This window comes from gamma proteobacterium symbiont of Scutellera amethystina (assembly GCF_059730845.1).
Genome location: NZ_AP035935.1, coordinates 4,211,100 through 4,237,866 on the forward strand (window position 1 = coordinate 4,211,100; position 26,767 = coordinate 4,237,866).

Here is a 26,767-nt window from a genome sequence, read left to right on the forward strand (position 1 = left end):
AGGCAAAAAAAAGCCCCGCGGGTGCGGGGCTTATTATCAGACGATTTCGCTTACTCTTTGCTGCCGCGAGACGCGCGTTTGCGATCGTTCTCGGTCAGGTGGCGTTTACGAATACGTACTGACTGCGGCGTCACTTCTACCAGTTCGTCATCATCGATGAACTCGATAGCCTGCTCCAGCGTCATTTTCTGCGGTGGTACCAGGGTGGTAGCTTCGTCAGTACCTGACGCACGCATGTTGGTCAGTTTCTTACCGGTCAGGCAGTTTACGGTCAGGTCGTTAGAACGGCTGTGAATACCGATGATCTGGCCTTCATACACTTCCGCACCGTGACCGAGGAACAGCTTACCGCGATCCTGCAGGCCGAACAGGGCGAAGGCAACCGCTTTACCCTGACCGTTGGAGATCAGCACGCCGTTCTGACGCTGGCCCACTTCGCCCGGACGCACGTCGTCGTAGTGGCTGAAGGTGGAGTACAGCAGACCGGTACCGGAAGTCATAGTCATGAATTCGTTACGGAAGCCGATCAGACCACGGCTTGGGATCACGTAGTCGAGACGTACGCGGCCTTTACCATCCGGATCCATGTTTTTCAGGTCGCCTTTACGCTCACCCATCGCCTGCATCACTGAACCCTGGTGGGTTTCTTCGATGTCGAGGGTAACGTTTTCGAATGGCTCCTGCTTGCGGCCTTCGAATTCACGGTAGATAACTTTCGGACGGGATACCGCCAGCTCGTAGCCTTCACGACGCATATTCTCGATCAGAACTGACAGGTGCAGCTCACCACGACCGGATACGCGGAATGCATCAGCATCTTCAGTTTCTTCTACGCGCAGCGCTACGTTGTGCACCAGCTCTTTGTTCAGACGCTCAAGGATCTGACGCGACGTCACAAACTTACCTTCTTTACCACAGAACGGTGAGGTGTTGACGTTGAAGAACATGGTTACGGTTGGCTCATCCACGCTCAGCGCTGGCAGCGCTTCCACATTCTGCGTGTCGCAGATGGTGTCGGAGATGTTCAGCTCGCCCAGACCGGTGATAGCGATGATGTCGCCCGCTTCAGCCAGATCGGATTCAATACGCTCCAGACCCAGATGGCCCAGCACTTTACCGACTTTCGCGTTACGGGTTTTCCCTTCGCTGTCGATTACAGTAACCTGCTGGTTTGGCTTCACTTTACCGCGCTTGATGCGGCCGATACCGATTACGCCGAGGTAGTTGTTGTAGTCCAGCTGCGAGATCTGCATCTGCAGTGGGGCTTCAACTTCAACCTGCGGTGGAGAAACGTGGTCGACGATGGCCTGATACAGCGGGGTCATGTCGTCAGCCATGTCGGTGTGATCCAGACCGGCGATACCATTCAGCGCAGACGCATAAATGATCGGGAAATCGAGCTGCTCGTCAGTCGCGTCGAGGTTGACGAACAGGTCAAATACCTGGTCAACAACCCAGTCCGGACGCGCGCCAGGACGGTCAACTTTGTTGATGACTACAATCGGCTTCAAACCGTGGGCAAAGGCTTTCTTGGTTACGAAGCGGGTTTGCGGCATAGGGCCATCCATCGCGTCTACAACCAGCAGCACCGAATCCACCATGGACATGACGCGCTCAACTTCACCACCGAAGTCGGCGTGTCCCGGGGTATCAACGATGTTGATACGGTAGTCGTTCCATTTGATGGCGGTGTTTTTCGCGAGGATGGTAATCCCACGCTCTTTCTCCAAATCGTTGGAGTCCATCACGCGCTCAGTCGCTTCGGTACGGGCATCAAAAGTACCGGACTGTTGCAGCAGTTTGTCAACCAGGGTGGTCTTACCATGGTCAACGTGCGCGATGATGGCGATGTTACGCAAATTTTCGATCACAGCTTTGCCTCAGGCATTATAGAAATAACGCGGTATTGTACACGGATTAAGCGAAAGACTGAACATGATCACAGTTTTCGCCGAAAGATTCTCGCAGTGCGCGTTTTTAGCACCAATAACGGTGCATTAAGCTGCACTTTGATGGCGCTTTGCACCATTTGAGTGCTTACCCCTAAACTGACGGCACTATTTTGGTGCATTCCATCCACGCTGGTGCAGCCGTCGTCTCACCGCAGGGCGCATCACAGCGCCATTTTCACCATTGTAATAAAGTTGGCACAGAATTCGCTTTATATCTTTTAAGCGAAAACGACAGTTGCACAACGGTTGAAGAGCTTGCCGAGATCTTGGTCAGGGGTGGTCAGTAGTCGTGACACATTCCCGGCAACAGAAGTTCTCTCACCACGACGACAAAATGACCATTTCCAGGAGAGTTGAGTATGTCCGCTGAACACGTTCTCTCGATGATGAACGAGCACGAAGTTAAGTTTGTTGACCTGCGTTTTACCGATACCAAAGGTAAAGAACAGCACGTTACTATCCCTGCTCACCAGGTTAACGCTGACTTCTTCGAAGAAGGCAAAATGTTCGATGGCTCTTCCATCGGCGGCTGGAAAGGCATTAACGAATCAGACATGGTGCTGATGCCGGATGCAACAACTGCCGTGATGGATCCGTTCTTCGAAGATCCAACGCTCATCATCCGCTGTGACATTCTCGAGCCAGGCACGCTGCAGGGCTACGATCGCGACCCGCGCTCCATTGCCAAGCGCGCAGAAGAGTTCCTGCGTTCTTCCGGCATCGCCGACACCGTACTGTTCGGACCTGAGCCAGAGTTCTTCCTGTTTGACGACATCCGTTTCGGCTCTTCAACTTCCGGCTCACACGTGGCTATCGACGACATCGAAGCAGCCTGGAACACCGGTAAAGAGTACGAAGGCGGTAACAAAGGTCACCGTCCAGGTCTGAAAGGCGGCTACTTCCCGGTGCCACCGGTTGACTCATCACAGGACATCCGTTCTGCCATGTGTCTGACCATGGAGCAGATGGGTTTGGTGGTTGAAGCGCATCACCACGAAGTGGCTACTGCTGGTCAGAACGAAGTGGCTACCCGCTTCAACACCATGACCAAGAAAGCTGACGAAATTCAGATCTACAAATATGTCGTGCACAACGTCGCGCACGCCTACGGCAAAACGGCTACCTTTATGCCGAAGCCGATGTTTGGCGATAACGGTTCCGGTATGCACTGCCACATGTCACTGTCTAAAGGCGGCGTAAACCTGTTCTCTGGCGACAAATACGGCGGCCTGTCTGAAACTGCCCTGTTCTACATCGGCGGTATCATCAAGCACGCTAAAGCCATCAACGCCCTGGCAAACCCGACCACCAACTCATACAAGCGTCTGGTCCCAGGCTACGAAGCACCGGTCATGCTGGCTTACTCAGCGCGTAACCGTTCTGCCTCTATCCGTATCCCGGTGGTGGCCAGCCCGAAAGCACGTCGTATCGAAGCGCGCTTCCCGGATCCAGCGGCTAACCCATACCTGGCGTTCACCGCACTGCTGATGGCCGGCCTCGACGGCGTGATCAACAAGATCCACCCTGGCGATGCGATGGACAAAAACCTGTACGACCTGCCGCCGGAAGAAGAAGCTGAGATTCCAAAAGTGGCCGGTTCACTGGAAGAAGCGCTGAACGCACTGAACGAAGACCGCGAGTTCCTGACCCGTGGCGGCGTGTTCACCGACGACGCTATCGATGCTTACATCGAACTGCGTAAAGCTGACAACGACCGCGTACGCATGACGCCGCACCCGGTTGAGTTCGAACTGTACTACAGCGTTTAATCCTTAAAAGATTCGCGCAGATGCACCGTAGCCGCCAGCGCCGCGACGGTGCTAATCCTGGCGCTGAAGATTTTTTGTTGCCGTGGAAACTTTAGCCCATCTCCGGATGGGCTTTTTTCACCGCGAATTCATCGTTCGACGAATAGATTTGCGTCCCCAAAGGCTATAATGCACTAATTTAGTGCAGAGGAACGCTGTATGGCAACTGGCACGCTGCCCGACGCGGGGCAGATTCTCAACTCCCTGATCAACAGTATTTTGCTGGTCGATAACGATCTGGTTATCCACTACGCCAACCCGGCGGCCCAGCAATTACTGGCGCAAAGCTCACGAAAATTGTTCGGCACGCCCTTACCGGAACTTACCGGCTATTTTTCGCTGAACATTGAGGTAATGAGCGAGAGTTTAGGGGCAGGCCAGGGCTTTACCGATAGCGAAGTCACGTTAGTGGTGGATGGCCGCGCGCACATTATGTCGCTCACGGCACAGCGTCTACCCGACGGATTTATTCTGCTGGAAATGGCGCCGATGGATAATCAGCGTCGTCTCAGCCAGGAGCAAATTCAGCATGCCCAGCAGGTTGCCGCGCGCGATCTGGTACGCGGCCTGGCGCACGAAATTAAAAACCCGCTCGGCGGATTGCGCGGCGCGGCGCAGCTGTTATCGCGCGCCCTGCCCGATCCGGCGCTGAATGAATATACCAAAGTGATTATTGAGCAGGCCGACCGGCTGCGTAACCTGGTCGACCGCCTGCTGGGTCCGCAGCAGCCCGGACTGCACGTGACCCAGAGCATCCATCAGGTGGCTGAACGTGTGGTTAACCTGGTGTCGATGGAGCTGCCGGAAAACGTCTCGCTGGTGCGTGATTATGACCCCAGCCTGCCGGAGCTGCCGCACGATCCGGACCAGATTGAGCAGGTGCTGCTCAACGTGGTGCGTAACGCGCTGCAGGCGCTGGGCGAAGCGGGCGGCACCATTGTCATCCGCACCCGTACCGCGTTTCAGCTGACGTTACACGGCACGCGTTACCGGCTGGTGGCGCGTATCGACATTGAAGATGATGGCCCGGGCATTCCGGCCCAGCTGCAGGATACGCTGTTCTATCCGATGGTCAGCGGACGCGAAGGCGGCACCGGTTTAGGTCTCTCTATCGCCCGCAGCCTGATCGATCAGCATTCGGGAAAAATTGAATTTAACAGTTGGCCAGGCCACACCGAATTCTCGGTTTACCTGCCTATTCGCCAGTGAGGTTTCTATGCAACGAGGGATAGTCTGGATCGTCGATGACGATAGCTCCATCCGCTGGGTGCTTGAACGTGCGCTCACTGGAGCCGGTTTAAGCTGCGCCACCTTTGACAGCGGCAACGAGGTGCTGGATGCGCTCTCGACCAAAACCCCGGACGTATTATTGTCGGATATTCGTATGCCAGGCATGGATGGTCTGGCGCTGCTGAAGCAGATCAAACAGCGTCATCCGATGCTGCCGGTCATCATTATGACCGCGCATTCGGACCTCGACGCGGCGGTCAGCGCTTATCAGCAGGGCGCATTTGATTACCTGCCTAAGCCGTTTGATATTGATGAAGCGGTCGCGCTGGTAGAGCGTGCCATCAGTCACTATCAGGAGCAGCAGCAGCCGCGCAATCAGCCGGTAAGCGGCCCGACCACCGATATCATCGGCGAAGCGCCGGCGATGCAGGATGTCTTCCGCATCATCGGCCGTCTGTCGCGTTCGTCGATCAGCGTGCTGATCAACGGCGAGTCCGGTACCGGTAAAGAGCTGGTCGCGCATGCGCTGCATCGCCACAGCCCGCGCGCCAAATCCCCGTTTATCGCGCTGAATATGGCGGCGATCCCGAAGGATTTGATCGAATCGGAGCTGTTTGGCCACGAGAAAGGCGCGTTTACCGGCGCGAACCAGATTCGTCAGGGCCGCTTTGAGCAGGCCGATGGCGGCACGCTGTTTCTCGACGAAATCGGCGATATGCCGCTTGATGTGCAGACGCGCCTGCTGCGCGTGCTGGCCGATGGCCAGTTCTATCGTGTTGGTGGCTATGCGCCGGTCAAAGTGGATGTGCGCATCATCGCCGCTACCCACCAGAATCTGGAGCTGCGCGTGCAGGAAGGCAAATTCCGTGAGGACCTGTTCCATCGCCTCAACGTGATTCGCGTGCATCTGCCGCCGCTGCGTGAACGTCGTGAGGATATCCCGCGTCTGGCGCGCTACTTCCTGCAGGTCGCAGCGCGTGAGCTGGGCGTGGAAGCGAAAATTCTGCATCCGGAGACTGAAGCCGCGCTGACGCGACTGCACTGGTCGGGTAACGTGCGCCAGCTGGAGAACACCTGCCGCTGGCTGACGGTGATGGCCGCGGGCCAGGAAGTGCTGATTCAGGATCTGCCGCCGGAGCTGTTTGAGTCGAGTACGCCGGAAAATCCGGTGCAGTCGCTGCCGGACAGCTGGGCAACGCTGCTGGCGCAGTGGGCAGACCGCGCGCTGCGTTCCGGTCATCAGAACCTGCTGTCAGAAGCACAGCCGGAGATGGAGCGTACGCTGCTGACCACTGCGCTGCGTCATACGCAGGGCCACAAGCAGGAAGCGGCACGTTTACTGGGCTGGGGCCGCAATACGCTCACGCGTAAACTGAAAGAACTGGGCATGGAATAACGCGGAAAAGTGTAAAAGGGTTATTTATTGCACACTTTCTGCGCGTAACATCTGTACAGACCGGTGCCGTTCAGTATCATACTGGCGGCAATCGGGAGAGGCTAACATGTTGCAATCTGTCATCCAGCTGATCGCGCATAACGTGGCGGCAATCGGTAATGCTGTGACTCACTCACCGCAAACCGCGCTGGCCGCCGTGGTCTGCGCCATCAGCGTCAGTCTGTTCAGTTAACATAAAGGGAGCGCTGGCTCCCTTTATGCTTAAATTACCCGCGAAAATTGCTGCATCCGTGCTTTCTGCCGCAGATAGCGGTCAAAGCACATGCAGATGTTGCGAATCAGCAGACGGCCAATGCCGGTGACCTGCAGCCGGCGCTCACCGATCTCAAGCAAGCCGTCCGCCACCAGCGGCGCCAGCAGCGCTAAATCCTCAGCAAAATAGCGTTCAAACACCACTGGCCACCGGGCTTCGATGTCGGCAAAATCCAGCGCAAAGTTACAGATCAGCGCTTTAATCACATCCCGCCGCAGACAATCATCCTCGCTCAGGGTTAAACCGCGCCACAGCGCATGGCCCTGCTGCTCAACGCTGGCATACCAGGCTTTTAACTCTTTCTGATTCTGCGCATAGCTGTCGCCCAGCATGCTGATGGCCGAAACGCCCAGTCCGAGCAGTTCGGTTTCGCCCTGCGTGGTGTAACCCTGGAAATTGCGATGCAGTACGCCGGCGCGCTGTGCCACCGCCAGTTCATCATCCGGTTTGGCAAAGTGGTCCATGCCAATAAACTGGTAACCCGCACCGGTCAGCGTCGCAATGGTTTGCTGCAGGATTTGCAGCTTCTGCGCCGCCGTCGGCAGCTCCTCATCTTTGATTTTGCGCTGAGCGGCAAACAGCGCAGGCATGTGCGCATAGTTGAAGACGCTGAGGCGATCCGGATTGAGCGCAATCACCCGCTGCAGCGTAAAGGCAAAGCTCTCTGGCGTCTGCAGCGGCAGGCCGTAGATTAAATCCAGACTGACTGAGCGGAATCCCTGCGCGCGGGCACGCTGCACCAGGGCGAAAATGGTCTCTTCATCCTGAACGCGGTTGACCCGCTCCTGCACCGCCTTGTTGAAATCCTGCACGCCCATGCTCAGGCGATTAAAGCCCTCCGCACGCAGGTGATCGATCATCTCCAGCTCAATTTCACGCGGATCGACCTCGATCGACATCTCCACATCGTCGGTAATATCAAAATGGCTGCGCAGCAGCGCCACCAGCCGGCTGACCTGCTGTTGATTGAGGAAGGTTGGCGTGCCGCCGCCCCAGTGCAGCTGCGTAACGCGACGGCCAGCAAACAGCGGCGCGCGCTGACGAATCTCCTGCGCCAGCACGTCAAGATAGCGATCGGCCTTGTGCAGCTGGCGCGTCACGATTTTATTGCAGCCGCAGAAGTAGCACAGACGATGGCAGAACGGGATGTGCACGTACAGCGACAGCGCGCGCTCGGGATAGCGCTCAACCGCGCGCTGAAAATCGCTCGCGCCAAAGCTTTCACTGAATTCCAGCGCGGTGGGATAGGAGGTATAACGCGGACCGGCGTAATTGTATTTTTCGATGAGCCGCTGATCCCACTCAATCTGCTGCGATGACATGCTCACTCCTTACGGTGACGTCGTCTGAGGGCGGGTCGCGTGGCAGAAGAGGAGACGAAGCGCTGGGCGGAACGCCGCCGTAAGCGCGATTTCAGCCGCGACAGGCGGCGTAGTTTAAACAATAACCACAGCAGATAACATGTCAGCAGCAGCGCTAAAATTGATCCAGGCCAAAACATAGGTGAATACCTGTTTAGCGCGGCATGCGCAAAGCCGCATGCCGATCAAAAATGGCGGTTAGTGGCCCTTAAGCAGGCGCATCATATCCTCTTCTGCCTGCTCATCTTCGGCGTCGTCGTCCAGCGCAATGCCCAGCGTTTCCATCAGCTCGTCGATGCGATCCAGCGTCTCATCCAGCCACGCCTGATCTTCTGCGCTCAGGGTTTCGCCGCTCTCAAGGCGATCGAGCAGCGTGTCGAGACGCTCATCGTTCTCCAGCTTCGCCAGCTCTTCCTGCGGCGTCAGACGCACTTTTTCGGCTTTGGGCTTTGGCTTCGCCACTTTCTTCTCGGGCAGGGTTTTGCCGTCCGCCACCAGCGCGACCGGCTTTTTGCTGCCCACGCGCGGATCGGCGCTCTTTTTGCTGTGCCCTTTACCGGCGCTTTGCGTTTCCGGGTTGGCGCGGCTGCCGGATTTGTGGCCGCTGTGCTTTTTATCGCGCTTGCGATCGCGGGCTTCCTGGTTCAGTTCTTCACGCGATTTGCGTTTCGCTTTAGCAGCAGGTTTGCCACGCTGGGCTGGTGCAGGTTGCTTCATGTGTTCGGTCTCGGCGATGCCTGGTGAGTTCAGTATAGAATTGCGGCGAAATCTAGCAGAAAGATGACAAAGAAAAAAGGCGATAGCCTGTGCTATCGCCTTATTTCGCACCTTCATATGAAGGAAACACGCGTCAAATCCTTTACGGCTCACAACGTCCCGGTTGCTCCATCGCCACATCGCTCCTGCGAGTAATCCCTGTCCCTGTCCGATTCCTGCCTGAATCGCTCTCCTGCCATGCTCGCGGTCATCCCCGACGCTCCTGAGCTCATCATCCTGATGGGTGCTGCCGTGCACTGACAACAAATGTAGACCAAACAGTAAATTGAACAAGTGAGACTTGTCTCTAATTTAGAGCGGTCTTTTTCATATTTAGCGTAAGACCATGAAAATAAACAGTAATATAATGAATGAATGTTGCATGAATCCGTCATCACTGGTAGCAGTTAGCGGCGATCTCTTACAAAATGGCGCGTTAAGACGCCTGTCGGGCACTTTTGCGCCATAACAGGTATAATCAGCGCCATTGCCCGATCATTCTGCTGGAGTTTTACATTGTCTGCTTTGAACTATCACGTCACCCATTTCATGCTCAGCGCGCCGGATATTCGTCATCTACCGGCGGATACGGGCATTGAAGTTGCCTTTGCCGGGCGCTCAAATGCAGGCAAATCCAGCGCGCTGAATACCCTGACCAACCAGAAAAGCCTGGCGCGTACCAGTAAAACACCAGGCCGCACGCAGCTGATTAACCTGTTTGAAGTGGTGGAAGGCAAACGCCTGGTGGATTTACCAGGTTACGGTTATGCGGAAGTCCCGGAAGAGATGAAGCGTAAATGGCAGCGCGCGTTGGGTGAATATTTGCAGAAACGTCAGGCCCTGAAAGGACTGGTGGTACTGATGGATATCCGCCATCCGCTTAAAGATCTCGATCAGCAAATGGTTGAATGGGCGGTGCAGAGCGGTATTCCGGTTATGATTCTGCTGACTAAAGCCGACAAGCTGGCTTCCGGTGCCCGTAAAGCGCAGCTGAACATGGTGCGTGAGGCATCGCTGGCATTTATGGGCGATGTCCAGGTCGAGATGTTCTCATCGCTGAAAAAACTGGGCGTCGATAAGCTGCGTCAGAAACTTGATACCTGGTTTAGCGAGCTGACTCCGGCGCAGGAAGGCGACGGTGAAGCGCTGTCAGAGTAGCGCCTGAGCGGACCTTTGCGTCCGCTTTTTTTCAGAAAAAGCCCAATAAAAAACGCCCCAGTCATAAATGACTGGGGCGGCTAATATTCAGCCAAATCCGATTACGTGAAGTAAAAGGTCTGAAAGATAGAACATCTTACCTCTGTACCCTACGCGATGAACTTTACCCGATTTTTTCTGACCAACAAAGGGTTTTTTGTTGTTAAGTTTCAGAATTCGACATCTTTTTTACCAGCTTCGTCACATTTTCGTGCAGGGCATGTAGTTTAATTACCAAAAAAATGCTTAGCCGATAAGCAGTTACTTAACCTGTATTTTACCGGCAGTTTTGATGACCGGCTGAACCGATTAAGTAAACTTTTTTCTTATGACGCTGCCCGCCACCAGCATCTGTGGCGGGCAGCAGGCCCTTAGTGCGCCTGATCCCAGTTATCGCCGGTTCCCACTTCAACCTGCAGCGGTACATCCAGCTTCATGCTGTTCTCCATCAGTTCGCGGATCGTCTGGCTGGCACCTGCGACGGCGTCTTTGTGGATCTCAAATACCAGTTCATCGTGTACCTGCATGATCATTTTCACCTCATCACTGTTCTGCTGCAGCAGCCAGCCGTCAACGGCGATCATGGCACGTTTGATGATGTCCGCCGCGGTGCCCTGCATCGGTGCGTTGATCGCCGCACGTTCGGCAGCTTTACGGCGAATGGCATTGCTGGAGTTGATGTCCGGCAGCCACAGACGACGACCATCCAGCGTCTCGACGTATCCCTTATCCGCGGCTTGCGCGCGCGTCGCTTCCATATAACGCAGCACGCCCGGATAGCGCTCAAAGTAGAGATCCATGTACTTCTTCGCTTCGCCGGCACCAATGTTCAGCTGACGCGACAAACCAAATGCGCTCATGCCATAAATCAGTCCGAAGTTGATTGCTTTCGCACTGCGGCGCTGCTCACCGGAAACCTTGCTCAGCGCCACACCAAACACTTCAGACGCCGTGGCGCGGTGGATATCCTCACCCTGCGCAAACGCATCCAGCAGGCCTTTGTCCTGCGACAGGTGCGCCATAATTCGCAGCTCAATCTGCGAATAGTCGGCAGCCACGATGCGCTTATCCGCGCCCGCAATAAACGCCTGACGGATGCGCCGTCCTTCTTCGTTGCGCACCGGAATGTTTTGCAGGTTCGGGTCGGTCGAGGAGAGTCGTCCGGTGGCCGTCACCGCCTGGTGATAAGAGGTGTGTACCCGGCCGGTGATCGGATTGATCATCTGCGGCAGCTTATCGGTGTAAGTGGATTTCAGCTTCGACAGGCCGCGATGCTCAAGAATCACTTTCGGCAGCGGATAGTCGAGCGCCAGCTCAGCCAGCACTTCTTCACTGGTCGACGGCGCGCCGCCCGGCGTTTTCTTCGTCGGCTTAATCCCCTGCTTCTCAAACAGAATGGTTTGCAGCTGTTTGGTGGAGGAGAGGTTGAAAGGCTCGCCGGCCAGCTCATGCGCCTTCTGCTCCAGCTCGGCCAGACGCGTGGTCAGCTCCTGCGAATGTTTCGCGAGGATGTTCTGATCGATCAGCACACCGTTGCGCTCTACGCGGGAAATGACCGTCACCAGCGGCATTTCAATCGCCTCGAATACCTGTTTCGGACCAGCTTCCTGCTCCAGCTTCGGCCACATCTGCAAGTGCAGCTGCAGCGTGACGTCAGCGTCTTCTGCCGCATAGTGCGCCGCCTGCTCAAGCGCGATCTGATTGAAGGTGAGCTGATTTTTACCTTTACCGGCGATTTCTTCGAAAGTGACGGTTTTGTGGTTAAGCCAGCGGGCCGCCAGGCTGTCCATATCATGCTTGCCGCCGACGCTGTTCAGGCAGTAAGACTCCAGCATGGTGTCGAATTTGATGCCGTTCAGCTCAATATCGTAATTTTTCAGTACGCCACGATCGTACTTCAGATTCTGCCCGACCTTCGCTGCTTTACTGTCCTCCAGTAGCGGTTTCAGCTGCTTCAGCACCGCGGCGCGGTCCAGCTGCGGTGGTGCGTCAAGATAGTCATGCGCCACCGGCAGGTAAGCGGCCTCGCCCGGTGCTACGGCGAAGGCAATGCCGACAATATTGGCGCTCAGGGTATCCAGCGAATCGGTTTCCAGGTCAAAAGCAAACACGTCGGCGCTTTGCAGTTTTTTCAGCCAGTTGACAAAGGTCGCCTCGTCGAGGATGGTGACATAGCCGTCGGAGGACAGCACGCTGACCGTTTCCGCTGCGGCCACGGCGGGTTCATCCGGCAGCGATTTCTGCGCCTGACTATTGCTCTTTTTACCCTGCAGCCATTTTCCTTCCTGCAGATCGGCTAGCCAGCGTTTGAATTCATAGCGGCTGAACAGCGTCTGCAATGCTTCGACGTCAGGCTCGTTAACCGTCAGCTGCTCGCAGGCCAGCTCCAGTTCCACATCGGTTTTGATGGTCGCCAGCTGGTAGGAGAGAAACGCCACGTCGCGATTCTGCTCCAGCTTCGCCGCCATGGTTTTTGCTCCACGGAAGGAGAGCCCGGCCACTTTATCAAGGTTGTCGTAGATGGATTGCATGCCGCCCAGCCCCTGCAGCAGCGCCTGTGCGGTTTTCTCGCCCACGCCCGGAACGCCCGGGATGTTGTCCGAGCTGTCGCCCATCATGGCGAGGAAATCGATAATCAGCGAAGGCGGTACTCCGTATTTCTGCTCGACTTCTTCCGGACCGAGCACGGTGTTGGTCATGGTGTTAATCAGGGTAATGCCCGGCGTCACCAGCTGCGCCATATCTTTATCGCCGGTGCTGATCAGCACCGCACGCCCCTGCTTTTCCGCTTCCAGCGCCAGCGTGCCGATCACGTCATCGGCTTCCACGCCGGACACCGCCAGCAGCGGCAGCCCCATGGCTTTTACCATCTCGTGCAGCGGCGCGATTTGCGCGCGTAAATCGTCCGGCATCGGTGGACGATGCGATTTGTAATTTTCAAACAGCTCATCGCGGAACGTTTTGCCTTTGGCATCGAAGACCACAGCCACATGGCTGGGTTGATACTGCATCAGCAGGCTTTTCAGCATGTTGAGCACACCATACATGGCGCCGGTTGGCTCACCCGCACTGTTGGTCAGCGGCGGAAAGGCATGATATGCACGGTAGAGGTAGGAAGAGCCATCTACCAGAATCAGGGGATTTTCTGCAATTTGCGCCATAGGTTTGTATTTTCTTCGTTGCGATAATCAGGGTTATAAGGATGCCACAACCAGCGAACAATGTTGAAGTAACAGCAGAAAGTGAGGATCTTTTTCGCGGTTACGCGGCGCGGATCGCAAGGATCATCTTGTGGATAACTTTGTGCGTAAAATTCATAACGTATTGTTATTTACGTTAATTGCAATCATTTTACGATTAAAATGTTTTTACAATCAGTCAGTTATAATCTTGCCGTGATACGAAACACCTTTTTAAAAAGGCGATCGTCTATGTGGATATTAAGCGAAAGGGTAATCAAAAAACGCTGGCGGTAAGGGATGTATGGCTTCGTGAATTAAGGATGTGGTGTGGGTTGGTTTCACTGTAGCGGCGGGTGATAACCGCGCCGCTACAGCATAAGCCATCGCGTTTTCAGCGCTTAATTACTTTTTCTCAACCAGGAATTTCACGACGTTGGCATAATCCGCCACGAAGTTATCCATTGAGCTGGTGTCCAGGCCGCCGTTGTTAACCATGTATTTGCCGTTAACGAAAATCGCCGGTACGCCCTGCAGATTAACATCCGAAGCCGCTTTCTGCTGCTGTGCAACCAGCGCCTTCACGGCGAAGCTGTTCCACGCTGCATCGTAATCTTCAGAGGTGATACCCGCTGCTTTAATAAAGGTTTCTTTCAGGCTGGCTGCGTCGGTAATGGTCTGGGTCTTCTGGATGCCGTCGAAAATCGGTGCGGTCACTTTATCTTCCACACCCAGCGCCATTGCCACTGCCCACGCATGCGTGACCACCGGACCGAAGTCGCCGCCGAGGAAATCAACGTGATATTTGGTCACTTTGGTGTCCGCTGGCAGATTCTTTCTCACCGCATCGCTGACGTGGTAAATGCGTTCAAACTGGTAGCAGTGCGGGCAGAAGAAGGAGAAGAATTCCATAACCTGCGGCTCACCGGCGACCGGTTTTGGCAGCGTAACGTACTGTTTGCCGTCGTTGAACTGTGCCGCTGAGGCGCTAAATGCCAGCATCAAACCTACCAGCGCAAACCAAATCTTTTTCATCGTGAGAACATCTCCTGAGTACTTCATTAAAATTGCGGGCTAAGCTGTAACGGCGGTTCGTGTAACAGCCTTTCCTGCTCGATAAATAGTGCAATCTGCCGGCGCCAGAAGTCCTCATCGGTCATCCAGGGGAAGGCGCGCGGAAAAGCGGGATCCTGCCAGCGGCGTACCACCCAGGCCAGATAATAAACCATGCGCATGGCGCGTAAAGACTCAATCAGTGTCAATTCGTGTAAATCGAAATCACCAAATTCGTTATACGCTTCCAGCAAAATATCCCACTGGATCAATTGCTCCTGACGGCTGCCGTTCACCAGCATCCACAAATCCTGCACAGCCGGACCGGTGCGCGCGTCATCGAGATCGACAAACATCGGCCCATCGCACCACAGAATATTGCCGGGATGGCAGTCACCGTGCAGCCGGAGCGGTTGCCACTGGCTGTGCCAGCTCTGCTGCAGCGTGGCGCTGAGTTTATCTAACGCATTCAGTAGCGCATCCTTCAGCGAGGCGGGCACCAGCGCGCTCTGTTCCAGCTGCAGACGTGGCTCAACCACATACTCCTGCAGGCCCAGAGTGGGCCGCTGGCGGAACGGGCTGTGGCGTCCGGTTTGATGGATACGGCCAAGGAAACGTCCCACCCATTCCATCTGCTCTTCATTGTCAGTTTCATACTGCCGGCCACCGAGGCTGGGAAACACCGCGAACATAAAGCCAGCGTGCTGATTGAGCGTATTGCCCTGCAGCGCCAGCGGCGCGGCAACCGGCACTTCATCGTCCAGCAGATCCTGAGCAAAGCGATGCTCTTCAGCGATCTGCGCGGCGCTCCAGCGTTGCGGACGATAGAACTTAGCGACATAGCGTCGCTTATCCTCATCGCTGAACTGATAGACGCGGTTTTCGTAGCTGTTCAGGGCGGTTAAGCCGGACTCGACCCGCAGACCGGCATCCCAGAGCGCATCGAGGATGACGTCGGGATTCAGCGTCTGAAAATTAAAAGCGGCTTCGCTCATCATTGTGCCTGTGTGTTACCTGTGCGTTGAACGCGCAAGGATAACACTACTCATCATCCTTGATCACACCGCGCGCACGTAATAGCGCGCTTTTGAAGTCCACTTCATAATCTTTCTTCAGACCCGGAATCACAGCCTGACTACCGGCATCACGCATTTTGAGATGGTAAATCAATACGTCATCGCTTAATTCACTTAATGGGCCACTGAAACCTGATTCCTGCGCCAGTTTTTGTAAAAATGCCAGCAGGTTGAGATCGGGTTCTTGCTGCCAGGCAGGCTGCAGCAGTTCGAGCAGTTCATTGAGTCGGTGATATTTCATCATTGATTCCTTTGCGCAGGTGGTTCGCTACCGCGAGTTAAGTATCGTCCAGAATAAACAGGGAGACGAAGATGACCGCATTTACCGGTGTGATCCTCGCAGGCGGGCAAGGCAGCCGTATGGGAGGTCAGGATAAGGGCTTGCTGCCATTACAGGGCAAACCGCTTTATCAGCACGTTCTGCAGCGTTTACAGCCGCAGGTCAATATTGTGTTGATTAGCGCCAACCGTAACATTGATCGTTATCAGGCAAGTGGCTGTCAGGTGATTCGTGATTCGCTGCCTGATTATCCCGGTCCGCTGGCAGGCATGCTCAGCGGCCTGCGGCACAGCCAGACCGAATGGGTGGCGTTTTGCGCCTGCGATACGCCGTGGCTACCGCAGGATTTTGTTGCACGGCTGTGGCAGCAGCGTGGTGCAGCCGCCGCCGTGTGGGTGACATCGGGTCAGCGTGATCATCCGGCGCTGGCCCTGGTGCATCGTGCGCTGGCCGATGATCTGGAAGCGTGGCTGCTGCGCGGAGAACGTCGTCTGATGCAGTTCATGCGAGAACATGGCGGACACGGCGTACTGTTTGATGATGATGAAGCCGCCTTCCGCAATATCAATACGCCTGACGATTTGGTTAATGAGGAAAGTGCGTGATGAGTGTGCCGTTACTGGCGGTGGTGGGCTGGAGTGGCACCGGCAAAACCACCCTGTTACAACAGGTGATTCCGCTACTGAGAGCGCAGGGCATTCGCCCCGGGCTGATCAAGCATACCCATCATCAGATGGACATCGATACGCCGGGAAAAGACAGTTATCTGCTGCGCAAAGCGGGAGCCGATCAGGTGATCGTCGCCAGCGAACAACGCTGGGCGTTAATGTGCGAAACGCCGCAGCAGCCGCTTAGTTTAGCGCAGCTGGCAGGCCGTATGGACGCTACATCGCTGGACCTGGTGCTGGTCGAAGGGTTTAAACAGGAACCTGTACCCAGGATGGTGTTGTGGCGGCGCGGCGTTAAGGGGGAAATTGATGAATTGCTGGACGACTGGGTGATTGCCGTAGCGACGGATGAAGCGTTAGCGCTTCAGGTACCGGTGCTGGATATTAATCAGCCTGATCAGGTTGCAGAGTATATTGTTCAATGGCTAAAAAACCGCTAATCACACGGTTTTTGGCGGGAAATTTGCCGGAGTACGGGCGCAAAAAAGCCCCGGACTCTCGTCCGGGGCTTCTTCACTGGTTTGATGCCTGGCAGTTCCCTACTCTCGCATGGGGAGGCCCCACACTACCATCGGCGCTACGGCGTTTCACTTCTGAGTTCGGCATGGGGTCAGGTGGGACCACCGCGCTGTTGCCGCCAGGCAAATTCTGTTTTCGTCCGCGTCTTCCGCGCTCTGACTGCGTTGCCCCGCTCGCGCCGCTCAGTCACATACTCGTGTATGCTCCTTCACGTCGTCTCGCGTGCCGCCTTGTCACAGCACAAAATCCACTGGACGTAATCCGGTGAACAAAGCTGAAAATTCTTTCGGTCTCTCAGACCAAAACGCCTCTGGCGTTGTAAGGTTAAGCCTCACGGGTCATTAGTACCGGTTAGCTCAACGCATCGCTGCGCTTACACACCCGGCCTATCAACGTCGTCGTCTTCAACGTCCCTTCAGGACCCTCAAGGGGTCAGGGAGAACTCATCTCGGGGCAAGTTTCGTGCTTAGATGCTTTCAGCACTTATCTCTTCCGCACTTAGCTACCGGGCAGTGCCATTGGCATGACAACCCGAACACCAGCGGTGCGTTCACTCCGGTCCTCTCGTACTAGGAGCAACCCCCCTCAATTCTCCAGCGCCCACGGCAGATAGGGACCGAACTGTCTCACGACGTTCTAAACCCAGCTCGCGTACCACTTTAAACGGCGAACAGCCGTACCCTTGGGACCTACTTCAGCCCCAGGATGTGATGAGCCGACATCGAGGTGCCAAACACCGCCGTCGATATGAACTCTTGGGCGGTATCAGCCTGTTATCCCCGGAGTACCTTTTATCCGTTGAGCGATGGCCCTTCCATTCAGAACCACCGGATCACTATGACCTGCTTTCGCACCTGCTCGAGCCGTCACTCTCGCAGTCAAGCTGGCTTATGCCATTGCACTAACCTCCTGATGTCCGACCAGGATTAGCCAACCTTCGTGCTCCTCCGTTACGCTTTGGGAGGAGACCGCCCCAGTCAAACTACCCACCAGACACTGTCCGCAGCCCGGATTACGGGCCTACGTTAGAACATCAAACATTAAAGGGTGGTATTTCAAGGTTGGCTCCACGCAGACTGGCGTCCACGCTTCAAAGCCTCCCACCTATCCTACACATCAAGGCTCAATGTTCAGTGTCAAGCTATAGTAAAGGTTCACGGGGTCTTTCCGTCTTGCCGCGGGTACACTGCATCTTCACAGCGATTTCAATTTCACTGAGTCTCGGGTGGAGACAGCCTGGCCATCATTACGCCATTCGTGCAGGTCGGAACTTACCCGACAAGGAATTTCGCTACCTTAGGACCGTTATAGTTACGGCCGCCGTTTACCGGGGCTTCGATCAAGAGCTTCTCCTTGCGGATAACCCCATCAATTAACCTTCCGGCACCGGGCAGGCGTCACACCGTATACGTCCACTTTCGTGTTTGCACAGTGCTGTGTTTTTAATAAACAGTTGCAGCCAGCTGGTATCTTCGACTGGCCTCGGCTCCGGGAGCAAGTCCCTTCACCTACGCGCCAGCGTGCCTTCTCCCGAAGTTACGGCACCATTTTGCCTAGTTCCTTCACCCGAGTTCTCTCAAGCGCCTTGGTATTCTCTACCTGACCACCTGTGTCGGTTTGGGGTACGATTTCGTGTTACCTGGAGCTTAGAGGCTTTTCCTGGAAGCAGGGCATCAGTTACTTCACCGCCGTGGCGGCTCGTCGTCACGCCTCAGTGTTAAAGAAGACCGGATTTGCCTGGTCTTCACACCTGCACGCTTAAACCGGGACAACCGTCGCCCGGATAACCTAGCCTTCTCCGTCCCCCCTTCGCAGTAACACCAAGTACAGGAATATTAACCTGTTTCCCATCGACTACGCTTTTCAGCCTCGCCTTAGGGGTCGACTCACCCTGCCCCGATTAACGTTGGACAGGAACCCTTGGTCTTCCGGCGAGCGGGCTTTTCACCCGCTTTATCGTTACTTATGTCAGCATTCGCACTTCTGATACCTCCAGCATGCCTCACAGCACACCTTCAGCGGCTTACAGAACGCTCCCCTACCCAACAACACATAGTGTCGCTGCCGCAGCTTCGGTGCATGGTTTAGCCCCGTTACATCTTCCGCGCAGGCCGACTCGACCAGTGAGCTATTACGCTTTCTTTAAATGATGGCTGCTTCTAAGCCAACATCCTGGCTGTCTGTGCCTTCCCACATCGTTTCCCACTTAACCATGACTTTGGGACCTTAGCTGGCGGTCTGGGTTGTTTCCCTCTTCACGACGGACGTTAGCACCCGCCGTGTGTCTCCCGTGATAACATTCTCCGGTATTCGCAGTTTGCATCGGGTTGGTAAGCCGGGATGGCCCCCTAGCCGAAACAGTGCTCTACCCCCGGAGATGAGTTCACGAGGCGCTACCTAAATAGCTTTCGGGGAGAACCAGCTATCTCCCGGTTTGATTGGCCTTTCACCCCCAGCCACAAGTCATCCGCTAATTTTTCAACATTAGTCGGTTCGGTCCTCCAGTTAGTGTTACCCAACCTTCAACCTGCCCATGGCTAGATCACCGGGTTTCGGGTCTATACCCTGCAACTTAACGCCCAATTAAGACTCGGTTTCCCTTCGGCTCCCCTATGCGGTTAACCTTGCTACAGAATATAAGTCGCTGACCCATTATACAAAAGGTACGCAGTCACCTAACAAGTAGGCTCCCACTGCTTGTACGTACACGGTTTCAGGTTCTGTTTCACTCCCCTCGCCGGGGTTCTTTTCGCCTTTCCCTCACGGTACTGGTTCACTATCGGTCAGTCAGGAGTATTTAGCCTTGGAGGATGGTCCCCCCATGTTCAGACAGGATACCACGTGTCCCGCCCTACTCGTCGGACTCACAACTCATGCATCTTCGTGTACGGGGCTGTCACCCGGTATCGCGCGACTTTCCAGACGCTTCCACTGATGCACAAGCTGATTCAGGTCCTGGGCTGCTCCCCGTTCGCTCGCCGCTACTGGGGGAATCTCGGTTGATTTCTTTTCCTCGGGGTACTTAGATGTTTCAGTTCCCCCGGTTCGCCTCGTTAACCTATGTATTCAGTTAACGATAGTGTGTCGAAACACACTGGGTTTCCCCATTCGGACATCGACGGCTGTAGCGGTTCATATCACCTTACCGTCGCTTTTCGCAGATTAGCACGTCCTTCATCGCCTCTGACTGCCAGGGCATCCACCGTGTACGCTTAGTCGCTTAACCTCACAACCCACAGGCGTTTTGCAACGCTGCAGACTGCAAGCATTTGAGAGACCCGAACGCATCGTGATTTCATTCTTATTACGGAGAATGAACACGACGCGTCGTTTCAAATTTTCAGCTTGTTCCGGATTGTTAAAGAGCAATATCTCAAACACGACGTTACCGTCAGTTTTGAGATATTCTGTGGAGACACCTTTCACCTGTCACCAAGCAGTGGCGTCCCCTAGGGGATTCGAACCCCTGTTGCCGCCGTGAAAGGGCGGAGTCCTAACCGCTAGACGAAGGGGACACAAAGTGTCACGACTTCGCAGCCGTCCTGCTCGTTACTTTTCTATCAGACAATCTGTGTGAGCACTTCGCGGGAAGGTATCTTCAGGTAAGGAGGTGATCCAACCGCAGGTTCCCCTACGGTTACCTTGTTACGACTTCACCCCAGTCATGAATCACAAAGTGGTAAGCGCCCTCCCGAAGGTTAAGCTACCTACTTCTTTTGCAACCCACTCCCATGGTGTGACGGGCGGTGTGTACAAGGCCCGGGAACGTATTCACCGTAGCATTCTGATCTACGATTACTAGCGATTCCGACTTCATGGAGTCGAGTTGCAGACTCCAATCCGGACTACGACGCACTTTATGAGGTCCGCTTGCTCTCGCGAGGTCGCTTCTCTTTGTATGCGCCATTGTAGCACGTGTGTAGCCCTGGCCGTAAGGGCCATGATGACTTGACGTCATCCCCACCTTCCTCCGGTTTATCACCGGCAGTCTCCTTTGAGTTCCCGGCCGAGCCGCTGGCAACAAAGGATAAGGGTTGCGCTCGTTGCGGGACTTAACCCAACATTTCACAACACGAGCTGACGACAGCCATGCAGCACCTGTCTCAGAGTTCCCGAAGGCACCAAAGCATCTCTGCTAAGTTCTCTGGATGTCAAGGCCAGGTAAGGTTCTTCGCGTTGCATCGAATTAAACCACATGCTCCACCGCTTGTGCGGGCCCCCGTCAATTCATTTGAGTTTTAACCTTGCGGCCGTACTCCCCAGGCGGTCGACTTAACGCGTTAGCTCCGGAAGCCACGCCTCAAGGGCACAACCTCCAAGTCGACATCGTTTACGGCGTGGACTACCAGGGTATCTAATCCTGTTTGCTCCCCACGCTTTCGCACCTGAGCGTCAGTCTTCGTCCAGGGGGCCGCCTTCGCCACCGGTATTCCTCCAGATCTCTACGCATTTCACCGCTACACCTGGAATTCTACCCCCCTCTACGAGACTCAAGCCTGCCAGTTTCAAATGCAGTTCCCAGGTTAAGCCCGGGGATTTCACATCTGACTTAACAGACCGCCTGCGTGCGCTTTACGCCCAGTAATTCCGATTAACGCTTGCACCCTCCGTATTACCGCGGCTGCTGGCACGGAGTTAGCCGGTGCTTCTTCTGCGGGTAACGTCAATCGGCGAGGTTATTAACCTCACCGCCTTCCTCCCCGCTGAAAGTACTTTACAACCCGAAGGCCTTCTTCATACACGCGGCATGGCTGCATCAGGCTTGCGCCCATTGTGCAATATTCCCCACTGCTGCCTCCCGTAGGAGTCTGGACCGTGTCTCAGTTCCAGTGTGGCTGGTCATCCTCTCAGACCAGCTAGGGATCGTCGCCTAGGTGAGCCATTACCCCACCTACTAGCTAATCCCATCTGGGCACATCCGATGGTGTGAGGCCCGAAGGTCCCCCACTTTGGTCTTGCGACGTTATGCGGTATTAGCTACCGTTTCCAGTAGTTATCCCCCTCCATCGGGCAGTTTCCCAGACATTACTCACCCGTCCGCCACTCGCCACCCAAAGAGCAAGCTCTTCTGTGCTGCCGTTCGACTTGCATGTGTTAGGCCTGCCGCCAGCGTTCAATCTGAGCCATGATCAAACTCTTCAATTTAAAGTTTGATTTGCTGCAACGAGTGCAGCGATGCTCTGTGAATTAAACTTCGTAATGAATTACGTGTTCACTCAGCAAAGACTTGATATTTTTTAAAGCCCGTAGGCTTGTGATATCAATCCTGCGAGTGCCCACACAGATTGTCTGATAAATTGTTAAAGAGCGGTGCGACGCGGCGTTCGGCCTGCTGTCGCGAGGTGGCGTATATTACACTTTCCTCCTTCAGAGTCAAACACTTTTTTCAGCGTTTTTCTCCGGCGGGGTGAATCACTTCACGCCCTGCTGAGCCGCCTGCGTTGCCGCTTTGCCGTCTCAGTGGTGGCGCATTATAGGGAGTTAATCTGAAGTGACAAGCATTTCCTGAAAAAAATTGACCGAAAGCTACTTTTTTATACGAACGCGGTAAAAACAGACATTTCCCGGCCAATAATCAGGCAAATCAGCTCTCACAGCGGCACAAATCAGCGCCATCCTCGCAGCGACCGATGCTATCCTGTTTAACTTACGCTCTTTGCTGACCGATTTTCTTCAAGAAGGATTTTCAATGATTCGCTCCGCGCGCAGTATGGCCGGCCTGCCCTGGATCGCCGCCATGGCGTTTTTTATGCAGGCTCTCGACGCCACCATCCTGAATACCGCGCTTCCCGCCATTGCCACCAGCCTTGAACGTTCCCCACTCGCTATGCAGTCCGCTGTCATCAGTTATACGCTCACGGTCGCGATGTTGATTCCGGTCAGCGGCTGGCTGGCCGATCGCTTTGGCACGCGTAAGGTGTTTATTGTGGCGGTTTCCCTGTTCACGCTTGGCTCACTGGCCTGTGCGCTGTCCGGATCGCTGAGCATGCTGGTGGTTTCGCGCGTGGTGCAAGGCGTTGGCGGAGCAATGATGATGCCGGTAGCGCGTCTGGCGCTGCTGCGCGCCTATCCGCGCAGCGAACTGCTGCCGGTACTCAACTTTGTCACCATGCCCGGCCTGGTCGGACCGATTCTTGGCCCTATGCTCGGCGGTCTGCTGGTCACCTACGCCAGCTGGCACTGGATCTTCCTGATTAATATTCCTATCGGCATCGCCGGCATCTTCTATGCGCGCAAATATATGCCGGACTTCACCACGCCAAAACGCCGCTTCGATTTTGGCGGCTTTATGCTGTTTGGTTTTGGCCTGGTGCTGATTTCCATCGGCATCGAGCTGTTTGGCGAGCGTATCGTATCGCCGTGGCAGGCGGTGCTGGTGCTGTTCAGCGGCGTGGTATTACTGCTGCTCTATATTATGCATGCGCGCCGCCATCCGGCTCCGCTGATTAGTCTGCCGATGTTTAAGACACGTACGTTCTCCGTCGGGATTATCGGTAATATTGCCGCGCGTCTCGGTACTGGCTGTATTCCGTTCCTGATGCCGCTGATGTTACAGGTAGGATTTGGCTATCCGGCGATCATCGCCGGCTGCATGATGGGCCCTACGGCGATAGGCTCGCTGCTGGCTAAATCCACCGTGACTCAGGTGCTGCGCCGCTTTGGCTATCGTAAAACGCTGGTGGGCATTACGGTTATCATCGGCGTGCTGGTCGCCAGCTTCGCGCTGCAGTCGCCGGACGGAAGCATCATCATGTTGCTGGTGGCGCTGTTTGTACTGGGCATGGCGATGTCCACCCAGTTTACCGCCATGAATACCATCACGCTGGCGGATTTGAATGATGAGAACGCCAGCGGCGGCAATAGCGTGCTGGCGGTAACGCAGCAGGTGTCGATCAGTTTTGGCGTGGCGGTCAGCGCCGCCGTGCTGCGCTTTTACCAGGATTTTGAGAGCACCACGGTGCAGCAGTTCCACGCCACCTTCTTTACCATGGGCGTGATTACCGTGCTGTCGGCGCTGGCGTTTCTGATGTTACGGCCGGGTGATGGCCGTAACCTGATCGCCAACCGCGAGAAAACGCGTAAAAGCAGTTAAACCGAACCGCGCTCCACCAGCTCCGGCGTCAGCACCAGTGTTTGCTGGCTGGCGTCGGGATCGCTCATACGATGAATCAGCGTATCAATGGCCAGCTCGCCCAGCTCATCTTTCGGCTGATGAATGGTACTGAGCGGCGGCGTCAGATAGCGCGCCAGCTCAATGTTGTCATAGCCCATCACCGCCATATCCTGCGGCACGCGCAGTCCCGCCTGATACAGGGCGTGATAGACGCCCACCGCCATCGCATCGTTGCTGGTAAACACCGCCTGCGGTGGCGGATCGAGCGCCAGCAGCTGATTCATGGCGTTGAAACCGCCCTGAAATTCGAAATCGCCGTCCACCACATAGCCCGGCGGCACCGCCAGCCCACTGGCAGCCATCGCCTGATGAAAACCGTCCAGACGCAGGCGCGCCGGGGTTTTATCCAGCGGCCCGGCAATACAGGCGATGCGGGTGTAACCGCGGTCAATCAGATACTGCGTGGCCAGTTCGCCGCCCAGCAGCGCGTTATCCTGAATAATATCGCCGCGCCCTTCAAACGGCGCCCAGTCCATCATCACCATCGGCACCGAAGGATAGCGATTAAGGATTTCGGCGGAGGGCAGATGGGTTTCCGTGCACATCATCAGCAGGCCATCCACACGCTTCTGCATCAGCGTTTCAAGGCTGCGATTCATGCGCTCTTCATCGCCTTCGGTATTGCACAGAATCAGGCTGTAGCCGCGTTCATAGCAGCTGTTCTCTACACCGCGCACCACTTCCGAGTAGAACGGGTTGCTGCTGGCGGTCAGTAACATGCCAATGGTGCGCGTTTGCTTGATCTTCAGGCTGCGCGCCAGCGCCGACGGCGCGTAGTTTAATTCGCGAATCGCCTGTTCCACTCTGTCGCGCACCTGTTCGCTAACAAAACGGTTGTTGTTGATAACGTGCGAAACGGTGGAGGTGGAGACGCCCGCCAGACGGGCGACATCTTTCATGGTAGCCAAGCGCTTAACCCTGTTGCTGCAGGAATGCGTCAATCTCAGTGCGCCATGGCACTGAGGGCTGTGCGCCCGGGCGCGTCACGGCAATGGCTGCCGCCGCATGGGCAAAGCGAACCGCATCCTGCATCGCCACGCCTTCCAGCCGCGCGGTAATGAAGGCCCCGTTGAAGGTATCACCGGCAGCGATGGTATCCACCGCCTGCACGCTGAAGCCGGGAATACGCTGTCCCTGGCCCTGCTCGCTGAGCCATACGCCGCGCCGGCCCAGCGTAATCAGTACGGTATCGATGCCTTTGGCGTGCAGCGCCTGGGCTGCCCGCGCCGCGTCGTCGTCGTCGTTGACGGCGATGCCGGTGAGGATTTCCGCTTCGGTTTCATTCGGCGTAATAATGTCGATCAGCGCCAGCAGCTCATCAGAGAGCTGGGTCGCCGGCGCCGGATTGAGGATCACCTGAGTGTGACTGGCGCGCGCGATGCGGGCCGCGGCCAGCACGCTGTCCAGCGGCGACTCCAGCTGCATCAGCAGCGCATCGGCCGAACGAATTACCTGCTGGTGGCGCTCCACACAGGCTGGCGTCAGCGCCGCGTTCGCGCCTGAGTAGATGCCAATGTTATTTTCGCCTTCGCCATTCACGAAGATCATCGCCACGCCGGTGGCTTCCTGCGCCACGGTTTCCACCGGAGCGGTATCAATCTGGTCCTGCTGCAGCTGCTGGCGAATACGTTCGCCGATGTCATCTGCACCCACGCAGGCAATAAAAGCAATGTCAGCGCCGGCACGGCCAGCCGCGACGGCCTGGTTGGCCCCTTTACCGCCAAAGGCAACCTGATACTGTTTCCCGATCACCGTTTCACCCGGACGGGGAAAATGGGCGAGGTTGAGGATGTGGTCGGCGTTGATGCTGCCGAGTACCGCCAGTTTTGCGCTTTTGCTCATAGGGAGTTATCCAGGAAGTTGCGCCACCGCGAGGGTGGCGCGTTGCCATGCTTTTCTTTGGGTTTTATTTAGTAACCAGTTTCAGGTCAACCGGGTTGATCGCCTGCACTTTTTCGCCCTTCAGAACTTTATCTGCGGTATCGACGCCAATCATACCAATCTTGTCTGGCATCTGTGCAACGGTCGCGCTGAGTTTACCGGATTCTACCGCCTTCACGCCGTCCGCGGTGCCGTCAAAGCCCACCACCAGCACGTCGGTTTTGCCTGCGGTCTGCAGCGCACGCAGCGCGCCCAGCGCCATTTCGTCGTTCTGGGCAAAAACTGCCTGCACGTCCGGATGCGCCTGCAGCAGGTTCTGCATCACGTTCAGACCTTTAGTACGGTCGAAGTCGGCCGGCTGGCTGGCCAGCACGTTGAATTTGTGTGCATCAGCGGCCTGCTTAAAGCCTTCACCACGCTCGCGGGCAGCGGAGGTGCCGGCAATGCCCTGCAGCTCGATGATTTTCGCACCGTCGCCCAGTTTCTTCGCGATGAAATCGCCGGCCATTTTGCCGCCGAAGCGGTTATCAGACGCCACGTGGCTGACAACTTTACCCTGCGCCGCCATACGGTCCAGCGTAATCACCGGGATGTTCGCCTGGTTAGCCATTTTCACGGCGTTACCGACCGCGTCAGAATCCGTTGGGTTGATCAGCAGCAGTTTGGTGCCGCGCACGGTGAGATCCTGCACGTTTGCCAGCTCTTTTGCCGGGTTGTTCTGTGAGTCGAGCACCACCAGGTTATAGCCCAGCTTATCGGCTTCTTTCTGTGCGCCATCTTTCAGCGACACAAAGAACGGGTTATTCAGGGTTGAGACCACCAGCGCAATCGTATCCTTAGCCATCGCGCCAGCACTGAGGGTGGCGCCAAGGATGACGGCCAATGCAGTTAACTTTTTCATTTCTTTAATCCTGTGTGAAGGTC

At 55.7% G+C, this 26,767-nt stretch carries 19 protein-coding genes, 1 tRNA gene and 3 rRNA genes; 8 read left to right on the forward strand and 15 right to left on the reverse strand.

What is annotated here, in order from left to right:
• Window positions 1–50: 50 nt before the first annotated feature.
• On the reverse strand, window positions 51–1,871 hold the full coding sequence (gene typA, locus AC6I79_RS19895; RefSeq protein WP_058771001.1) for a ribosome-dependent GTPase TypA: 1,821 nt from the start codon (window positions 1,869–1,871) through the stop codon (window positions 51–53).
• Window positions 1,872–2,311: 440 nt separating this feature from the next.
• On the opposite strand from typA, the gene glnA reads away from it, so the two are divergent.
• The 4 genes from glnA (at window position 2,312) to AC6I79_RS19915 (ending at window position 6,618) form a co-directional block, all read left to right on the forward strand.
• Window positions 2,312–3,721, forward strand: coding sequence for a glutamate--ammonia ligase (gene glnA, locus AC6I79_RS19900; protein ID WP_031279641.1), 1,410 nt, complete (start codon window positions 2,312–2,314; stop codon window positions 3,719–3,721).
• Between the two features lie 198 nt (window positions 3,722–3,919).
• Entirely contained in the window at window positions 3,920–4,969 is a 1,050-nt protein-coding gene (gene glnL / locus AC6I79_RS19905) for a nitrogen regulation protein NR(II) (protein ID WP_021507118.1), read from the forward strand.
• 7 nt (window positions 4,970–4,976) lie between these two features.
• Complete coding sequence (gene glnG, locus AC6I79_RS19910; protein ID WP_031279642.1) at window positions 4,977–6,386, forward strand: nitrogen regulation protein NR(I); 1,410 nt, start codon at window positions 4,977–4,979, stop codon at window positions 6,384–6,386.
• A gap of 106 nt (window positions 6,387–6,492) precedes the next feature.
• Window positions 6,493–6,618 carry a YshB family small membrane protein gene (locus AC6I79_RS19915; protein ID WP_021507120.1) on the forward strand — a complete coding sequence of 42 codons (126 nt, stop codon included), beginning with the start codon at window positions 6,493–6,495 and terminating at the stop codon, window positions 6,616–6,618.
• 29 nt (window positions 6,619–6,647) lie between these two features.
• On the opposite strand, the gene hemN is transcribed toward AC6I79_RS19915, so the two are convergent.
• Together hemN and yihI are read right to left on the reverse strand one after the other, a co-directional pair.
• The gene (hemN, locus tag AC6I79_RS19920) at window positions 6,648–8,021 is read right to left on the reverse strand and encodes an oxygen-independent coproporphyrinogen III oxidase (RefSeq protein ID WP_159377814.1); all 1,374 of its coding nucleotides are present in this window, start codon (window positions 8,019–8,021) and stop codon (window positions 6,648–6,650) included.
• A 237-nt stretch (window positions 8,022–8,258) separates the two neighbouring features.
• A complete protein-coding gene (yihI, locus tag AC6I79_RS19925) occupies window positions 8,259–8,777 on the reverse strand; it encodes a Der GTPase-activating protein YihI (protein WP_058770999.1) in 519 nt (172 codons plus the stop codon).
• A gap of 555 nt (window positions 8,778–9,332) precedes the next feature.
• Here yihI and yihA point away from each other — a divergent pair.
• Window positions 9,333–9,974: a ribosome biogenesis GTP-binding protein YihA/YsxC gene (gene yihA, locus AC6I79_RS19930; RefSeq protein WP_031279643.1), complete on the forward strand. Its 642-nt coding sequence runs from the start codon at window positions 9,333–9,335 to the stop codon at window positions 9,972–9,974.
• An 87-nt stretch (window positions 9,975–10,061) separates the two neighbouring features.
• On the opposite strand, the gene spfP is transcribed toward yihA, so the two are convergent.
• From spfP to AC6I79_RS19955, 5 genes are all read right to left on the reverse strand, one after another.
• On the reverse strand, window positions 10,062–10,109 hold the full coding sequence (spfP, locus tag AC6I79_RS19935) for a small protein SpfP (RefSeq protein ID WP_071892919.1): 48 nt from the start codon (window positions 10,107–10,109) through the stop codon (window positions 10,062–10,064).
• A gap of 275 nt (window positions 10,110–10,384) precedes the next feature.
• Complete coding sequence (gene polA / locus AC6I79_RS19940) at window positions 10,385–13,174, reverse strand: DNA polymerase I (protein ID WP_159377815.1); 2,790 nt, start codon at window positions 13,172–13,174, stop codon at window positions 10,385–10,387.
• 423 nt (window positions 13,175–13,597) lie between these two features.
• Window positions 13,598–14,227: a thiol:disulfide interchange protein DsbA gene (gene dsbA, locus AC6I79_RS19945; RefSeq protein WP_021507125.1), complete on the reverse strand. Its 630-nt coding sequence runs from the start codon at window positions 14,225–14,227 to the stop codon at window positions 13,598–13,600.
• 26 nt (window positions 14,228–14,253) lie between these two features.
• Window positions 14,254–15,240: a serine/threonine protein kinase gene (locus AC6I79_RS19950; RefSeq protein WP_241798956.1), complete on the reverse strand. Its 987-nt coding sequence runs from the start codon at window positions 15,238–15,240 to the stop codon at window positions 14,254–14,256.
• A gap of 46 nt (window positions 15,241–15,286) precedes the next feature.
• A complete protein-coding gene (locus AC6I79_RS19955) occupies window positions 15,287–15,562 on the reverse strand; it encodes a YihD family protein (protein ID WP_021313943.1) in 276 nt (91 codons plus the stop codon).
• A gap of 71 nt (window positions 15,563–15,633) precedes the next feature.
• Between AC6I79_RS19955 and mobA the strand changes: the two genes are divergently transcribed.
• Together mobA and mobB are read left to right on the forward strand one after the other, a co-directional pair.
• The gene (mobA, locus tag AC6I79_RS19960; protein WP_021507127.1) at window positions 15,634–16,206 is read left to right on the forward strand and encodes a molybdenum cofactor guanylyltransferase MobA; all 573 of its coding nucleotides are present in this window, start codon (window positions 15,634–15,636) and stop codon (window positions 16,204–16,206) included.
• On the forward strand, window positions 16,206–16,709 hold the full coding sequence (gene mobB, locus AC6I79_RS19965) for a molybdopterin-guanine dinucleotide biosynthesis protein MobB (protein WP_104094273.1): 504 nt from the start codon (window positions 16,206–16,208) through the stop codon (window positions 16,707–16,709). Before mobA ends, mobB begins: the two co-directional genes overlap by 1 nt.
• An 86-nt stretch (window positions 16,710–16,795) precedes the next feature.
• On the opposite strand, the gene rrf is transcribed toward mobB, so the two are convergent.
• The 4 genes from rrf to AC6I79_RS19985 form a co-directional block, all read right to left on the reverse strand.
• Window positions 16,796–16,911, reverse strand: a 5S ribosomal RNA gene (rrf, locus tag AC6I79_RS19970).
• A gap of 197 nt (window positions 16,912–17,108) precedes the next feature.
• Window positions 17,109–20,014, reverse strand: a 23S ribosomal RNA gene (locus AC6I79_RS19975).
• Window positions 20,015–20,228: 214 nt separating this feature from the next.
• Window positions 20,229–20,303, reverse strand: a tRNA-Glu gene (locus AC6I79_RS19980).
• 88 nt (window positions 20,304–20,391) lie between these two features.
• Window positions 20,392–21,933 (reverse strand): 16S ribosomal RNA (locus AC6I79_RS19985).
• Together the 16S, 23S and 5S rRNA genes with 1 tRNA gene alongside form the textbook arrangement of a ribosomal RNA operon.
• Before the next feature lie 544 nt (window positions 21,934–22,477).
• Here AC6I79_RS19985 and mdtD point away from each other — a divergent pair.
• On the forward strand, window positions 22,478–23,881 hold the full coding sequence (gene mdtD, locus AC6I79_RS19990) for a multidrug transporter subunit MdtD (RefSeq protein WP_150059670.1): 1,404 nt from the start codon (window positions 22,478–22,480) through the stop codon (window positions 23,879–23,881).
• On the opposite strand, the gene rbsR is transcribed toward mdtD, so the two are convergent.
• The 3 genes from rbsR to rbsB form a co-directional block, all read right to left on the reverse strand.
• Window positions 23,878–24,870 (reverse strand): ribose operon transcriptional repressor RbsR, encoded by a 993-nt coding sequence (rbsR, locus tag AC6I79_RS19995; RefSeq protein ID WP_371815525.1) that lies wholly within the window; start codon window positions 24,868–24,870, stop codon window positions 23,878–23,880. The two genes, mdtD and rbsR, sit on opposite strands and share 4 nt — an antisense overlap.
• A 4-nt stretch (window positions 24,871–24,874) precedes the next feature.
• Window positions 24,875–25,804 carry a ribokinase gene (gene rbsK, locus AC6I79_RS20000; RefSeq protein WP_058770712.1) on the reverse strand — a complete coding sequence of 310 codons (930 nt, stop codon included), beginning with the start codon at window positions 25,802–25,804 and terminating at the stop codon, window positions 24,875–24,877.
• A 64-nt stretch (window positions 25,805–25,868) separates the two neighbouring features.
• A complete protein-coding gene (gene rbsB / locus AC6I79_RS20005) occupies window positions 25,869–26,744 on the reverse strand; it encodes a ribose ABC transporter substrate-binding protein RbsB (RefSeq protein WP_021508171.1) in 876 nt (291 codons plus the stop codon).
• Window positions 26,745–26,767: the final 23 nt, after the last annotated feature.

Coding starts and splice junctions, on each gene's coding strand:
- mdtD (WP_150059670.1), top strand. CDS start 22,478: ATGATTCGCTCCGCGCGCAGTATGGCCGGCCTGCCCTGGATCGCCGCC.
- rbsB (WP_021508171.1), bottom strand. CDS start 26,744: ATGAAAAAGTTAACTGCATTGGCCGTCATCCTTGGCGCCACCCTCAGT.
- AC6I79_RS19950 (WP_241798956.1), bottom strand. CDS start 15,240: ATGAGCGAAGCCGCTTTTAATTTTCAGACGCTGAATCCCGACGTCATC.
- dsbA (WP_021507125.1), bottom strand. CDS start 14,227: ATGAAAAAGATTTGGTTTGCGCTGGTAGGTTTGATGCTGGCATTTAGC.
- mobB (WP_104094273.1), top strand. CDS start 16,206: ATGAGTGTGCCGTTACTGGCGGTGGTGGGCTGGAGTGGCACCGGCAAA.
- glnA (WP_031279641.1), top strand. CDS start 2,312: ATGTCCGCTGAACACGTTCTCTCGATGATGAACGAGCACGAAGTTAAG.
- polA (WP_159377815.1), bottom strand. CDS start 13,174: ATGGCGCAAATTGCAGAAAATCCCCTGATTCTGGTAGATGGCTCTTCC.
- glnG (WP_031279642.1), top strand. CDS start 4,977: ATGCAACGAGGGATAGTCTGGATCGTCGATGACGATAGCTCCATCCGC.
- AC6I79_RS19955 (WP_021313943.1), bottom strand. CDS start 15,562: ATGAAATATCACCGACTCAATGAACTGCTCGAACTGCTGCAGCCTGCC.
- glnL (WP_021507118.1), top strand. CDS start 3,920: ATGGCAACTGGCACGCTGCCCGACGCGGGGCAGATTCTCAACTCCCTG.
- rbsK (WP_058770712.1), bottom strand. CDS start 25,804: ATGAGCAAAAGCGCAAAACTGGCGGTACTCGGCAGCATCAACGCCGAC.
- mobA (WP_021507127.1), top strand. CDS start 15,634: ATGACCGCATTTACCGGTGTGATCCTCGCAGGCGGGCAAGGCAGCCGT.
- yihI (WP_058770999.1), bottom strand. CDS start 8,777: ATGAAGCAACCTGCACCAGCCCAGCGTGGCAAACCTGCTGCTAAAGCG.
- hemN (WP_159377814.1), bottom strand. CDS start 8,021: ATGTCATCGCAGCAGATTGAGTGGGATCAGCGGCTCATCGAAAAATAC.
- AC6I79_RS19915 (WP_021507120.1), top strand. CDS start 6,493: ATGTTGCAATCTGTCATCCAGCTGATCGCGCATAACGTGGCGGCAATC.